General features: G+C 54.9%; 12 protein-coding genes. 10 read left to right on the top strand and 2 right to left on the bottom strand.

What is annotated here, in order from left to right; all coding sequences use genetic code 11:
- Positions 1–119: 119 nt before the first annotated feature.
- From BN3277_RS16320 to BN3277_RS16305, 4 genes are all read left to right on the top strand, one after another.
- Positions 120–1,220, top strand: a complete 1,101-nt coding sequence (locus BN3277_RS16320; protein ID WP_059044361.1) for a GntR family transcriptional regulator — start codon at positions 120–122, stop codon at positions 1,218–1,220.
- A 195-nt stretch (positions 1,221–1,415) separates the two neighbouring features.
- Entirely contained in the window at positions 1,416–2,111 is a 696-nt protein-coding gene (gene araD / locus BN3277_RS16315; protein ID WP_059044359.1) for an L-ribulose-5-phosphate 4-epimerase, read from the top strand.
- A 21-nt stretch (positions 2,112–2,132) separates the two neighbouring features.
- Complete coding sequence (locus tag BN3277_RS16310) at positions 2,133–3,803, top strand: ribulokinase (protein ID WP_059044884.1); 1,671 nt, start codon at positions 2,133–2,135, stop codon at positions 3,801–3,803.
- Between the two features lie 92 nt (positions 3,804–3,895).
- Positions 3,896–4,813: a sn-glycerol-1-phosphate dehydrogenase gene (locus BN3277_RS16305; RefSeq protein ID WP_082691482.1), complete on the top strand. Its 918-nt coding sequence runs from the start codon at positions 3,896–3,898 to the stop codon at positions 4,811–4,813.
- A 400-nt stretch (positions 4,814–5,213) separates the two neighbouring features.
- On the opposite strand, the gene BN3277_RS16300 is transcribed toward BN3277_RS16305, so the two are convergent.
- Positions 5,214–6,068: a LysR family transcriptional regulator gene (locus BN3277_RS16300; protein WP_059044357.1), complete on the bottom strand. Its 855-nt coding sequence runs from the start codon at positions 6,066–6,068 to the stop codon at positions 5,214–5,216.
- Between the two features lie 131 nt (positions 6,069–6,199).
- Here BN3277_RS16300 and BN3277_RS16295 point away from each other — a divergent pair, with 131 nt between their 5' ends.
- Positions 6,200–7,108, top strand: coding sequence for a DMT family transporter (locus tag BN3277_RS16295; protein WP_059044354.1), 909 nt, complete (start codon positions 6,200–6,202; stop codon positions 7,106–7,108).
- Positions 7,109–7,111: 3 nt separating this feature from the next.
- Positions 7,112–7,849 carry an SDR family NAD(P)-dependent oxidoreductase gene (locus BN3277_RS16290; RefSeq protein ID WP_059044352.1) on the top strand — a complete coding sequence of 246 codons (738 nt, stop codon included), beginning with the start codon at positions 7,112–7,114 and terminating at the stop codon, positions 7,847–7,849.
- Positions 7,850–7,937: 88 nt separating this feature from the next.
- Here the strand turns inward: BN3277_RS16290 and BN3277_RS16285 are convergent, their stop codons facing one another.
- Positions 7,938–8,855: an ArsR/SmtB family transcription factor gene (locus BN3277_RS16285; protein WP_059044350.1), complete on the bottom strand. Its 918-nt coding sequence runs from the start codon at positions 8,853–8,855 to the stop codon at positions 7,938–7,940.
- Between the two features lie 378 nt (positions 8,856–9,233).
- On the opposite strand from BN3277_RS16285, the gene arfA reads away from it, so the two are divergent.
- From arfA to BN3277_RS16265, 4 genes are all read left to right on the top strand, one after another.
- Positions 9,234–10,754: an arabinosylfuranosidase ArfA gene (arfA, locus tag BN3277_RS16280; RefSeq protein ID WP_059044348.1), complete on the top strand. Its 1,521-nt coding sequence runs from the start codon at positions 9,234–9,236 to the stop codon at positions 10,752–10,754.
- 177 nt (positions 10,755–10,931) lie between these two features.
- Positions 10,932–12,263, top strand: a complete 1,332-nt coding sequence (locus BN3277_RS16275) for an ABC transporter substrate-binding protein (RefSeq protein WP_059044347.1) — start codon at positions 10,932–10,934, stop codon at positions 12,261–12,263.
- A gap of 71 nt (positions 12,264–12,334) precedes the next feature.
- Positions 12,335–13,234 (top strand): carbohydrate ABC transporter permease, encoded by a 900-nt coding sequence (locus BN3277_RS16270; RefSeq protein ID WP_059044346.1) that lies wholly within the window; start codon positions 12,335–12,337, stop codon positions 13,232–13,234.
- Positions 13,231–14,073 (top strand): carbohydrate ABC transporter permease, encoded by an 843-nt coding sequence (locus tag BN3277_RS16265; protein WP_059044345.1) that lies wholly within the window; start codon positions 13,231–13,233, stop codon positions 14,071–14,073. The genes BN3277_RS16270 and BN3277_RS16265 overlap by 4 nt, the downstream gene beginning before the upstream one ends.
- The last annotated feature ends 5 nt before the right edge of the window (positions 14,074–14,078 follow it).

Genomic DNA, 14,078 nt, shown 5'->3' with positions numbered 1-14,078 from the left:
GAAGTGAATCAGACTTGCTTTTACATCAGGTGTGGAAACAGCCCTCTGCGTTTGCCCGGCCTATGTTACAATAACGGGTAGTAAAGAGAACGGTGGCATTGGTGAAGGGTGGACGAAACATGAACGACCGGAAAATTCCAAAATATATGCAGCTCAAAAACGAACTATTGTCTTGGCTTGAGCAAGGAAAACTTCAGCCCGGCAAACAGGTGCCCTCGGAAAACGAAATTGCCGAGCAGTTTGGCTTAAGCCGGCAGACGGTTCGGCAGACGTTTGGCGAACTGGAGAAAGAAGGCTGGCTGGAGCGCATCCAGGGCAAAGGCACGTTTGTCCGGCATCCCGGACGACGGGAAGGCGAAGCGGTCAAGACGATCGGGATTATGACGACGTATATTTCTGATTATATTTTTCCCCATATCGTTCGGGGGGCGGAAGCGGAGCTGCGCCAGCACGGGTATCGCCTGCTGCTGTCGAGCACGGACAACACGAAGGAGAAGGAGATGGACAGCCTGCAGCTCATGACGAGCCAACCGCTCAGCGGACTGATCATCGAGCCGACGAAAAGCGCGGAGGGCAACCCGAATTTGGGGTATTTTTTGGAGCTGCAGGAGAAGGGCATTCCGTATCTGATGATCAACGAGAAATACCATGAGCTGGAATGTCCCTGCCTGAAGGTGAACGACGAGGCGGGAGGACGGAAGGCGGCGCGTTACCTGTTGGAGAAAGGGCATCGGCAGATCGCCGGCTTCTTCAAAAGGGATGACCTGCAGGGCGTAAATCGGTTAAAGGGGTTCCTGTCCGCCCATCGGGACTTCGGGATTGCGGTGTCCCCGCAGCATGTGGTGACGTTTACGACGGAGCAAAAAGGCGACTACACCTATCAAAAAGCGCTGGAGCTGCTTCAAAAAACGGACGATCAGCGGCCAACGGCACTGGTGTGCTACAACGACGAGTTAGCGGTACGGTTGATGGACGCTGCCGCTGCGTGCGGCTTGCGGGTTCCGGAGGATTTGTCCGTCATCGGCTTTGACGATTCCAGCCTGGCGGCGGCCTCGGGCACGAAGCTAACGACGCTGACGCATCCCAAAACGGCGATGGGCGAGCTCGCCGCCCGTCAGTTGATCGGGATGATTGAACGGGGAGAGAGACCTGGCGATACGGTGTTTGAGCCGGAGCTGATTGAACGGGATTCGGTGCTGGAACAAACGGATTTGAAATAAACTGGAACGAGAGAACAAACGGAAATTCGAGAGTATAAGAACGAGTCAATAGGAACGAGACAATTTGGCGGAGCCACCGTCCTGCTGGAGGTTGGCGGGGCGGTGCCGCTTTTGGCTGGAGCAGGTGCTTGGTAACTTGTACGTACCTTTTTTGCAGAGGATCTTTTGGGATGAGGAAAGGGGATGTAGCTTGCGATGTTGGAAGCCTTAAAACAGCAGGTATGGGAAGCCAATTTGGAGCTCCCGAAGTATGGACTGGTCACGTTTACGTGGGGAAACGTCAGCGGAATTGACCGGGAAAGCGGATTGTTTGTCATTAAACCCAGCGGTGTGCCGTACGAGGAATTAAAGCCGGAGCATATGGTCGTGGTTGACCTGGACGGCAACGTGGTGGAAGGGAATCTGCGCCCGTCCTCCGATACGCCAACCCATCGGGTGCTCTACCGTGAATTCCCCGAGATCGGCGGGATCGTGCACACGCATTCCCCGTGGGGAACCAGTTGGGCCCAAGCAGGGCGGGCGTTACCGGCGTATGGAACGACGCATGCGGATTATTTTTACGGGGAGATTCCGGTGACGCGGCCGATGACGCGAGTAGAAATTGAAGGCGCTTACGAATTGGAAACGGGGAATGTGATCGTAGAGCGGTTTGCCGAGCTGGGGCTGGATCCAGGCCAGGTGCCGGGCGTGCTTGTGCATTCACACGCGCCGTTCGTCTGGGGCAAGGACGCGCATCATGCGGTCCATAACGCGGTGGTGCTGGAAGAGGTAGCGAAGATCGCTGCCCGCATGTTGCAGATTAATCCGGAGACGCCGGCGATGGATCAGACGCTGCTGGATCGGCATTTTTTGCGGAAGCATGGAGCGAATGCCTATTACGGGCAGAAATAAGGGGGAGGGATCACCATGAGCATGGGGAAAAAATACACGATTGGCGTCGACTACGGCACTCAGTCCGGTCGCGCCGTGCTGGTTGATTTGTCGGACGGCCGGGAGGTCGCTGACCATGTCACGCCCTATCCGCATCACGTGATCGATGAGCGGCTGCCTGGCTCCGGGGTGAAGCTGGAGCACGACTGGGCTTTGCAGCATCCCGGCGATTATTTGGAGGTGCTGCGGCGCTCGGTACCTGCGGTGCTGCAGGAATCGGGGATCGATCCGGCAGATGTGATCGGGATGGGGATCGATTTTACCGCCTGCACGATGCTGCCGGTGGATGCGCAAGGCCAGCCGCTGAGCTTCGATCCGGCCTTGGCCGATAACCCGCATAGCTGGGTAAAGCTGTGGAAGCACCATGCAGCCCAGCCGGAGGCCGATAAGATCAACGCGATTGCGGCTGCGCGGGGAGAGGCGTTTTTGCCGCGGTATGGGGGGAAGATCTCGTCCGAGTGGATGATTGCGAAGGTATGGCAAATCCTAGACGAAGCGCCGGAGATCTACGAGAAGGCCGATCAGTTTCTGGAAGCGACCGACTGGGTCATCGCGCAAATGACCGGCAACATCGTCCGCAACAGCTGTACGGCGGGCTACAAAGCAATTTGGCATAAGCAGGACGGGTATCCAAACAAGGCGTATTTGAAAGCGCTGGATCCCCGGTTGGAGGATTTGACGGATACGAAGCTGCGCGGCGACGTGATTCCGCTCGGGACCAACGCGGGTGGACTGCTGCCGGAGATGGCCGAGATGATGGGCCTGACGCCGGGCATCGCTGTAGCGGTGGGGAATGTGGACGCGCACGCGGCCGTGCCGGCTGTTGGCGTTGTGACGCCGGGCAAGCTGGTGATGGCGATGGGCACCTCGATCTGCCACATGCTGCTGGGAACGGAAGAGAAACAGGTGGAAGGCATGTGCGGCGTGGTGGAGGACGGGATCATTCCGGGCCTGTACGGTTATGAGGCCGGGCAGTCGGCCGTGGGCGATATTTTTGAGTGGTACGTTGAGGAAGCGTTGCCGGCGTACGTGAAGGAGGCCGCAGAGAAGGAAGGCCTGAACGTGCACCAATGGTTGGAGCAGGAGGCTGCTGCGTACAAACCAGGGCAAACCGGCCTGCTCGCGCTCGATTGGTGGAACGGCAATCGTTCCGTGCTGGTGGATACCGATTTAACGGGCCTCATCCTGGGGATGACGCTGCTGACCAAGCCGCAGGAAATCTACCGGGCGCTGCTGGAGGCGACGGCGTTTGGGACGCGCAAAATCGTGGACGCGTTTGATCGGAACGGCGTGCGCGTGGACGCGTTGTATGCCTGCGGCGGGTTGCCGCAGAAAAATCGTCTGCTGATGCAGATTTATGCGGATGTGACGAACCGCGAGATCTTTGTGGCGGATTCCAAGCAGACGCCGGCCCTCGGCGCGGCGATGTTTGCGGCCGTAGCCGCAGGCGCGGAGGCGGGCGGCTACGATTCGATTCTGGATGCAACCGGGAAAATGGCCCGCGTCAAGGAGGAAACGTTCAAGCCGATCCCGGCCCATGTGGAAGTGTACGAGAAGCTGTATCAGGAATACAGCAAGCTGCACGACTACTTCGGCCGCGGCGAAAACGACGTGATGAAGCGGCTGAAGCGGATGAAGCAGGCAGCGGAGTAAGAGTTGATGGTTGGAGTGAGGCGTTTGGGGAGTTGGTAGTGGAGTTTCAGAAAAGCGCAGGAAGTTGATGGAGGGCCCAGGGAGGGGATACCATGCGGCAAGACAGGATCTTGGAGCAATTGAAGGTGATTGAATTAGAGCGAGGAGCGATCCGAAAGGTTGCGCCTTACTTGCGGGAACTAGGCTATGCCCATGTGCTGTTGGTGGCGGATGAAACTACGTATGCGGCGGCAGGTGAGCAATTGACGGGCTTGCTGGAGGCCGAGGGCGTGGATGCACGCGGCTGTCTGATTAGGCCGGACGCGCAGGGAGATGTGGTTGCCGACGAGATCGCGCTCGTCCAACTGCTGCTGGAGGTCCGTCCCGAGGAGACGGACGTGCTGCTTGCCGTGGGCTCCGGGACGATCCACGACATCGTCCGGTTCGCCGCCCACAAAACCGGCAAGCCGTTTGTGTCGGTGCCAACGGCGCCGTCCGTGGACGGCTTCACGTCCGCAGGCGCGCCGCTGATTGTGTGCGGGGTCAAGAAGACGGTACCGGCTGTGCCGCCGGTGGCGATTTTCGCCGACCTCGATGTTCTTGTGGCGGCCCCGCAGCGGTTGGTTGCTGCGGGCTTTGGCGATATGCTCGGGAAGTACACCAGCCTGTTCGATTGGAAGTTCTCCCACCTGACGGCGGGGGAACCTTATGACGAACAGGCCGCAGCGATTACCGAGCGCGCGCTGCTCAGCTGCGTGTCGCACGCCGATGCGATTGGCGCGCGCACGGAAGACGGGATCCGCGCCTTGATGACGGCGCTGATCGAGTCAGGCATCGCCATGCTGCTGTTCGGGCAGTCGCACCCGGCCTCCGGCGCAGAGCACCATCTCTCCCATTACTGGGAGATGGAGTACCTGCGCCAGGGCCGGCGGGCGCTGCTGCACGGGGCCAAAGTGGGCGTTGCCTGCGCAGAGATCGCCCGCGTGTACCACGCGCTGCTGCGGTCGCTCAACGAGGCGGAGCAGGCCTAGCGCGCGAACCCATCCGCGGCCGCGCCGGGCGCACGGCCGCGTCAACCCCGCCGGCTGGACCTCGTCATACCCGAGGTCCAGCCGGCGGCTCATGCGAAATAACGGTGATTGATCACCTTATTTCGCGCAATCATCGATTTTGTGGCGAAATAGCGCCACAAAATCACCTTATCCCCCCGAATCCCGCCTTCCATGGGGCTTCCGGGGCCAAATAAGACCAAAAAATCACCTTATTCCGGAGAAAACGGGCTTCCCGTCGGAAATAAGGTGATTTTTTACCGCTATTTGCATCCGGCCCGGCCACGGCCACGTCCTGGACCTGCCCCCGGTCCCAGCCCAGGTCCCGCCCCCAGCTCCGCCCCAGCTCCGGCCCTGGCCGAAGCCCCCGCCTAAGCCCGCCTTAAGCTACCCCCAACAACTCCATCAAAGCGCGGAGCGCGCTGGTCGGATGGGCGTTTTTGCGGTAGATGAGCTCGGTCTTCATGTGGCGCATCGCTTCGGGAACCTGGTGGATCCGCACGGTGCCGTCCTGCTCCGGCTTCTCGGCGATGCTCCGCGGCACCAGTGAGATGCCAAGGCCGGCGGAGACGCCGCCAAGGATGGCTTCGAGCGTGCCAAACTCCATCGTGCCCAAGTAGGTTCGGCCTTGAGCATGCTGCAGGTTCTCCAGCATTTCGCGGTAGCTGCAGCCCCGGCTGTACACCAGGCTGGGTTTTGCCAGCGCTTCGTCCAAGTTGTCGATCCCCGGCGGAGAGATGACCACCACCTCCTCGTCATACACGGGAATGGTGGCGAGCTCGTCATGGCTGAAGCGGAAGTGGCCAAAAGCAACGTCCAGCTCGTATTGCAGCACCTTCTCTGCCAAGCGGTCGGACAGATCGGTCGTCAGCGTGAGCTCCACTTTCGGATACAGCTCGTAATACTTGCTCAGCAGCTTAGGTAAACGCACCGCCGCCGTCGTCTGCGTCGAACCGATCAGCAGCGGCCCGGTAGGCTCGCCGGAGAAGGAGAGCGCTGCCGCCGCCTCGTCCAGCAGGCCGAGGATTTTGTCGGCGTAATCCAGCAGCATTTTGCCGCTGGAGGTTAAGGTCATGCCACGGTTATGACGGTAAAACAACCCCGTCCCCAGCTCCGCTTCCAACTGCCGGATGCGGGCGGTCACATTGGACTGTACGTAACCCATTCGAGCGGCAGCTTTCGTGATCGAGCCTTCCCGGGCAACGATTTGAAAGATACGCAAATCCGCGCTTTCCATAAAGGAGACCTCCATTTGAATAATATTGGTATCATTGAAAGTGATATCAAGTATCTTTACCAATCATTATACATAATCACAAACCTCCCTTACAATACAAACATGACTTACATCATGGGAGGAAGAGCTACATGTCGATTTACAAATATACGGGGTTGCTGGTGCTGACAACCTTCTTGATGGGGACGGCGTATCCCGTTGCCAAGCTGGGGATGGGGCATACGACGCCCCTCATGCTCATGGGGATCCGCTTCTTTCTGGCCGGGGGACTGCTGGCCTTGTTCAGCGCCAAAAAACCGCAGCCGCAAGGTGCAAAGCAATGGCTGCAAATCGTGCTGCTTGGATTAATCCAATCGGTTGGGGTCATGGGATTCACCGCCTACAGCATGCGTTGGATCACCTCCGGGGAGTCGGCGATTATTTCGAGTACCAGTCCGCTGATGATGCTCGTCTGGGGAGCGCTGATGGGCACTGCGTACCGCGTGAGGCAATGGTTTGGCGTGGTGATTGGCTTTATTGGCGTCGTCATCACCTTTGGATTGCATTTAAGCCTGGAACCTGGCACCGTGTTTGCTTTAGCGGGAGCGTTCTGCTTCACGGTTGCCACGCTGATGATCAATCGGATGGGGCCGGCATTTGATAAAAGAGTGCTGGCCGCCTACCAAATGCTGGCGGGTGGCGTGATGTTGCTGATCCTTAGCTTTGCGGGGGAGAAGCCCACCTTCGAACTAAACGTCGAGTCGGGATTGGCGGTTGTTTGGCTGGTTCTTTTCTGCTCAATCCTCCAATTTACGCTTTGGTTTTATTTGCTGAGCCACAGCGATCCGGGAAAAACCAGTTCGTTTCTGTTCTTGATTCCGATCTTTAGCGTCATCTGCAGCTGGTTGCTGCTTGGCGAGCACATCGCTTGGTACGTTTATGTCGGCGGAGCCTTGACCTGTGCAGGCGTATTCCTGGTGAATTGGCAGGGGAACCGCAAGCCGAAGGCGAAGGAGGAGACAAAGGAAGCGAGTTCACTTCGAATGCAGGAGGAGATGTAAAACATGAGCTATCATAACAAAGTGGTTCTGGTGACCGGAGGTGGCACGGGGATTGGCCGGGCAACAGCCCTGCTGCTGGCCGAACGCGGGGCGATCGTCGCCGTCAACTATTCCCGTTCCGCAGCCGAGGCCGAAGAGACCGTGCAAGCCATTCAGCAATTTGGCGGACAGGCGATTGCGATCCGAGCCGACGTCTCAAGCAACGAGGAAGTCGTTACTATGATCAAGCACATCGTCAAGCGATTTGGAACGATCGATTACTTAGTCAACAACGCCAGTATCACCCGATATATCGCCATGGAGGATTTGGATGCCGTCACGGAGGAGGCGTGGGACGACCTGTTTGCGGTGAACGTAAAAGGCATGTTCAACTGCGCGCGGGCGGCCGCGCCGTACTTGAAGGCGGGCAAGGGAGCGATCGTGAACGTCGGCAGCATTGCCGGGATGACGGGGAAAGGCTCTTCGCTTCCCTATGCGGTATCCAAAGCGGCCGTGCACGGCTTAACCAAATCGCTGGCGCAGGCCTTGGCGCCGGACGTTCGCGTTACCGGCGTAGCCCCAGGGGCAGTAAACACGCGTTGGTGGGCCGGGAAAGAGGAACAGATGCGGGCGCTCATCCGTCATCTGCCTTTGGACCGAATCTCCGCGCCTGAGGAGATCGCAGCACTGATCGCGGCTGTCCTGGAGCAGCCTTCGATGACGGGGCAGATCCTCACCATCGACAACGGGCAGACCCTGTAGAGATCGCCTGCTCCAAAAAACAAAGCAGCCTTCAGGTCATCACGATGACCCGAAGGCTGCTTTCCTATTTGTAAAGTTAGCGTTAGCGTTATTCCTCTTGGACATCGTACAGCACCCGGGCTAACAGATCCTGGCTGTAATTACCGAAGTTCCGGCCGTAGATCGTCAGGCCGCGTTTGTTGAGCGGCTTGTCGGTGACGGCGATGCGGAATGTGAGCTCGCTTTTGTAATCGAGTTGAATCTGTTCCAGCGTGACGTCGGAGATACGGCATCCGTCAATAAAGCTGCCTTCATTATTGATGCGGATCAGCTTCAGCATCCCGTATTGGTTCAGATGCGGTGGCCACCAATCCGGATTAAACCTGCCGCGCGCATCGCCGAAATCCCCCGGACTCGTCCAGAAACCAATTTCGACTCCGTTCAAGTAAAAATAGATGTCAGACGGGTAGTTATCGCAAAACCCGGGTGCCTCCGAGCCAAGCTCCATCGAGAATTGAATCTCCCGGAACGTCTGGTTGGGCTTGAGGTAATTCGGAATGCGGTATTCCAGGAAGCCCTCGGACAACCAGATGATCTCCGAATCGATCCGCTGCGGATCGGCGAAGTAACGGGGATCGTCGAAGTCGCCGATAATGCTGTCCTTCGTGGCGAGCCCGCAGGTCGGGAGAGCTTGGTAATTGCTGTAGTGCCCCACCTGGATTTCCACTTCGTATAAATTGTCGACATCTTTACTCCGCAGGTCGACCATCAGCTTGTCTTTGTTCAAATAACAAATCTTCTGAATGCCATGCTTACCAACGGAAGTATTGATTTCAATCAAGCCGCTTTCCTCCAGCTTCTTGATGTGCATCGTGATGGCCCCGTTGCTTAAGCCCAGCTTGGTGGCCAGGTCGTTGAGATTTAAGGCTTGATTTTTGGCCAGCAGTTCGAGGATTTGAATCCTGATCTCCGAGCTTAACGCTTTAAAAATGTCGATCCCGCTCATCAAATCCTTAATATAGATCATCGGATATTCGAACCTTCTTCCAATAGAATAATGGATTGTTTTGTTTTAGATTATTATAAACTAACTTGATCGTTTAATAAAGTATCAAATCAAAAAATGTAAATCGGGTTCAAGAAATAGTTTAATTTTGTAATAAACACGCGATTCATTTCAATATAAACTAAACTAAATTTCAAGATTTTATTGAAATTTCAGACCGTTTTTCAGCATTTTCACGGTAGTGAAGATGATTTATCTCATTAATTTTATAAAAACATAAAACGTTTTAGATAAATATATTTACAACCCCATTCTCATATGTTATTTTATACCTGTAAACGGATTCATTCAAGCTTATTCGAAATAGTTTAGAATTATTTAAAACGGAAGGTGGTCAACATGTCATCAGCAGCACCGCGAGCAACGATGGTCATCGACAAAGCCTTTAGGATTGCCGAAATAGATCGGCGAATTTACGGCTCTTTTATTGAACACTTGGGCCGAGCGGTATACGGAGGGATCTATGAGCCTTCGCATCCGGAAGCCGATCGCCTGGGGTTCCGCAACGACGTGAAAGAGCTGGTTAAACAGCTGAACGTCCCGATCATTCGGTATCCCGGCGGGAATTTCGTCTCCGGGTATAACTGGGAAGACGGAGTGGGTCCGGTTGAAGCGAGGCCCAAACGCCTGGAACTGGCTTGGAGGACGGTTGAGCCCAATTGGGTGGGCACAAACGAATTTGCCGGATGGGCCAAAGAGGTTGGCTCGGAAGTGATGATGGCGGTGAACCTCGGCACCCGCGGCGTCGACGACGCCCGCAATTTGCTGGAATACTGCAACCATCCGGGCGGCAGCTATTGGAGCGATTTACGCCGCAGCCATGGGTACGAACAGCCGCACAAGATCCGAACCTGGTGCCTGGGCAACGAGATGGACGGTCCGTGGCAAATTGGCCAGAAGACCCCGCAGGAATACGGCCGGATCGCTTACGAGACGGCGAAGGCGATGCGTTTAGTTGATCCCGACATCGAGCTGGTATCCTGCGGAAGCTCCAGCACGTCGATGCCGACCTTCCCCGAATGGGAAGCGGTGACGCTGGACCATACCTACGAGGTTGCCGACTACATATCCCTGCATCAATACTACGGCAACCGGGATAATGACACGGCGAATTTCCTCGCCCGTTCCATGGATATGGACCATTTTATCCGGACGGTGATCGCCACCTGCGACTATGTCAAAGCTAAGAAACGCAGCAAAAAAACGATGTACCTCAGCTTCGACGAGTGGAACGTTTGGTACCATTCCAACGACGCCGACACCAAGCTGGAGCCATGGGGAATCGCGCCTCCGCAGCTGGAGGATGTGTACAACTTTGAGGACGCTTTGCTGGTGGGAAGCATGCTGATTACGTTCCTGCGCCATGCCGATCGGGTGAAGATGGCCTGCATGGCCCAATTGGTGAACGTCATCGCCCCGATCATGACGGAGAATGGCGGGCGGTCCTGGAAGCAAACGATCTATTATCCTTACATGCATGCATCGGTCTTCGGAAGAGGCGTTTCGCTGCAGCCGGTCGTTAACTCTCCGGTATACGACGCCAAGGATTATACCGATGTTCCTTATCTGGACAGCGCTATTGTGTACAACGAAGCCGACGAGACGTTAACAATTTTTGCGGTCAATCGTCATCTGGAGGAATCCCTTGAACTAGATTGCGATATCCGCGGGTTTGAAGGCTACCGCCTGGTCGAGCATCTTGTGCTGGAGCACGAGGACCTGAAAGCCGTGAACACCGCGGACCGGGAAAACGTAAAACCCCACGCCCGGGGCAATGCCGCATACCAAGACGGTTATGTCAAAGCGCGGTTAGCTAAAGCTTCCTGGAACGTTATCCGTTTGGGCAAACCGAGGTCTTAAGACCTCGTGGCTGGGGAGCATCCGCTTCATCTCCCGACTACACGATAGATGACATGAGCTATACACAACAGGCGAGCGCTTCGGATGGCTATCGATTTATTGCCGGTTTTCCTAGAAGTGAGAGAAACAGACTGTAAACGGAGTGTGTAGATTTTATTTTGTCAGGGAGGGTCAAGGATGAAGAAAAAAGGACTTATTGTGCTGTTAATTTTAACAATGGCCACATGGTTATGGGGCTGCGGGAAGGCGTCAACGACGGCCGGAGGGGAAACCTCCGTGCTGGACAGCGGTGCAGGAGATAGCGCGACAGAGCTCTCCTATTGGACATTTGTGGAACTGCATGGACAGCATTTTGAGAAAATGCTGGGGAAATGGAACGCGGCGAATCCCGATCGGCAGATTAAACTGAACGTTACCGTTATGCCTTACGACGATATGCACAACAAATTATCGATCGCCGTACAGACGGGAGTTGGCGCGCCGGATATCGCCGATATCGAGCTGGGCAAATTCCCGGACTTCTTGGCCGGAACCCCGCAGTTGGTTGAATTAAACGACGTTATCGACCCGTACCGGGACACCATCGTCAAATCGAGAATCGACCTTTACAGCAAGGACGGCGTGAATTACGGCATTCCAACCCATGTCGGCGCTTCGGTCGCTTTTTACAACACGGAAATCTTGGAAGAAGCCGGCGTAGATTACAAGACGATCGAGACTTGGGATGATTTCGAAAAAGCCGGAATCCAGGTTTACGAGAAAACCGGGAAATACATGGGAACCGCCGATACGAGCGCAACGTGGCAAACCTCCCAGTTGCTGGCGCAGCAAGGGGCGGACTTTACGGACGATGCCGGGAATCCGATCGTTAATTCGGATGCGATGGTGAAGGCGCTCACGGTGCTGAAGGACCTTCAGGACAACAACGTCCTCACTACGATCGCCGGCGGTCAGCCGGATACGGAGGAAGCGTACGGGGAGTTTAACGCAGGGAACTATGCGACCGCTTTCATGCCGTTGTGGCAAATGTCCAGATACACGAACTATATGAAGGATCTGTCCGGAAAAATCGCAATCGCGCCGATTCCGGTCATTGAGAAAGGGATGCCACGTTCGGTTGGCGGCGGCGGCACCGGGACGGTTGTGACCAAAACGGCCAAAGACATCGAGCTGGCGAAGGAGTTCCTGGCTTTTGCCAAACTGTCGGAGGATGCCAACATTGAAATCTGGAACACGCTGGGCTTTGATCCGGTGAACATGGACGTTTGGGAAATGAAAGACGTTACCCATAACCCAGACAACCAATTTGTCCAATATTTTGTTAACAATCCGTTTGACGTGCTGGCTGAAATTAAGGATGAAATTCAACTCATCAAATCGACCTCGGCGTCGCCGACAATCAACAACGTGCTCTGCACGGTTACGTTAAACGAAATTTTTGAAGATGGCAAGGACATCAAGCAAGCCCTGGACGATGCGCAGGCGCAAATCGAGCAGGAGCTGAAATAATCGCAAATCGGTGAAATCAGAGCGAGCTACTCCGGAAGGAGTAGCTCTGTTTAAAAAAAAGGAGTAGGGCGATGGTCAAAAAATTTCTTTACTCGCAAAAGGTGGCTCCTTACGTATTTGTTTTGCCGTTCGTGCTCGTCTTCCTCATCTTCTGGGTGTATCCGCTGGCCAGCTCCTTCGGCATGAGCTTTCAGAAGGTCACCCTGGGGCAGGAAGCCGCATGGATTGGGGTGGACAATTACGAGAAGCTGATGGGCGACGGCATTTTTCTTAAAGCGGTTGTGAATAGTGCGATCTACATGGTTTTGACCTTGGTGATCCTGATTCCGTTTCCGATGCTGTTCGCCGTATTGATCAACAATAAGTTGATGTGGGCCAGAGAGTTTTTCAAATCCTCGTTTTTCTTCCCGGCGTTGACGTCGGTGGTGGTGGCCGGGACCATTTTTCGCCTGATGTTTGGAGAAATGGAAGGCTCGTTAATCAACAGCTTCTTGGGGTTGTTTGGCGTGGAGCCGATCAAATTTCTGAAAGGGCAGACGACCGGCTTCATCGCCTTGTTGGCTTTGGCGACCTGGAGATGGACCGGGGTAAACATGCTTTATTTCTTATCCGGGCTCAAAAATATTCCCGACGAATATTACGAAGCCGCTTCGATTGACGGGGCTTCTCCCATCCAGCGGTTTATGAAAATCACCATGCCCCTGTTGAAGCCAACGACGATTTACGTTTTAACGATCAGCATTTATGCCGGTCTAGCGATGTTTATTGAAAGCATGATGCTTTGGAACGGTAACAACTCTCCGAAAAATATCGGCTTGACCATCGTGGGCTACTTATACCGTCAAGGGATCGAAAAGAACAACCTGGGGTATGCCGCCGCCGTTGGCATCGTGCTTCTTGTTATTACGATGGTCATTAACCTAACGCAATTGGCCTTTACCGGCATGTTTAAGAAGGAGGAGGAAGCATGACGAAATCAACGCGCGGCTTGCCAATCAAAATCGTCCTGTTTGTGTTTTTTGCCTTCTTGTGCGTGCTGATCCTTTTGCCGTTTTATGCCGTTACGCTGGCTTCATTTAAACCTGGCGAGGATTTGATTCGGTACGGTCTGAACCTGCGGTTTGATCTGTCGGCCATGAGTTTCGATAACTTCGTTTACCTGTTCACCGGCAATCATTCCTATTTCTTGTGGTTTTTCAACTCACTGTTGTTAACGATCGTGCAGGTGGTGGTGACCTTGCTGGTCAGCGCTACGGTGGCGTATGGGTTTTCGGCTTATGAGTTCAAAGGGAAAAATACCCTGTTCGTTTGCGTGCTGCTAATCATGATGGTTCCGTTTGAAATCCTGCTACTGCCGCTGTATACGTTAACGTACGATATTGGGCTGATGAATTCTTATTCTGCCATTATTCTGCCGGGGATCGCGAGCGCGGCGACGATCTTCTTTTTTAGGCAGTACCTGCGGGGAATTCCCCGGGAAATTATCGCCGCCGGCCGCGTTGACGGGGCAAGCGAGTACGGAATCTACGTACGGATCATTTTGCCGGTGATGAAGCCTTCTTTTGCTGCCATGGCCATCCTCAACGGCATGAACAGCTGGAACAACTTCCTGTGGCCGTTTATGGTCTTGAGCGACGCCAATAAATATACGCTGCCAATCGGGCTTAAGACGCTGCTGACCCCTTACGGCAATAACTATGATTTGCTGATCGTGGGTTCCTTTTTCTCGATCATTCCGATCTTTATCTTGTTTCTTGCTTTTCAAAAATACTTTATCGACGGGATGACGGCGGGAGCGGTGAAAGGATAGGACCG

Source organism: Paenibacillus rubinfantis (assembly GCF_001486505.1).
Classification (GTDB): Bacteria; Bacillota; Bacilli; order Paenibacillales; family Paenibacillaceae; genus Fontibacillus; species Fontibacillus rubinfantis.
The sequence above is the reverse complement of the archived record's forward strand: the minus strand, read 5'-3'. Positions and strand labels throughout refer to the sequence as shown.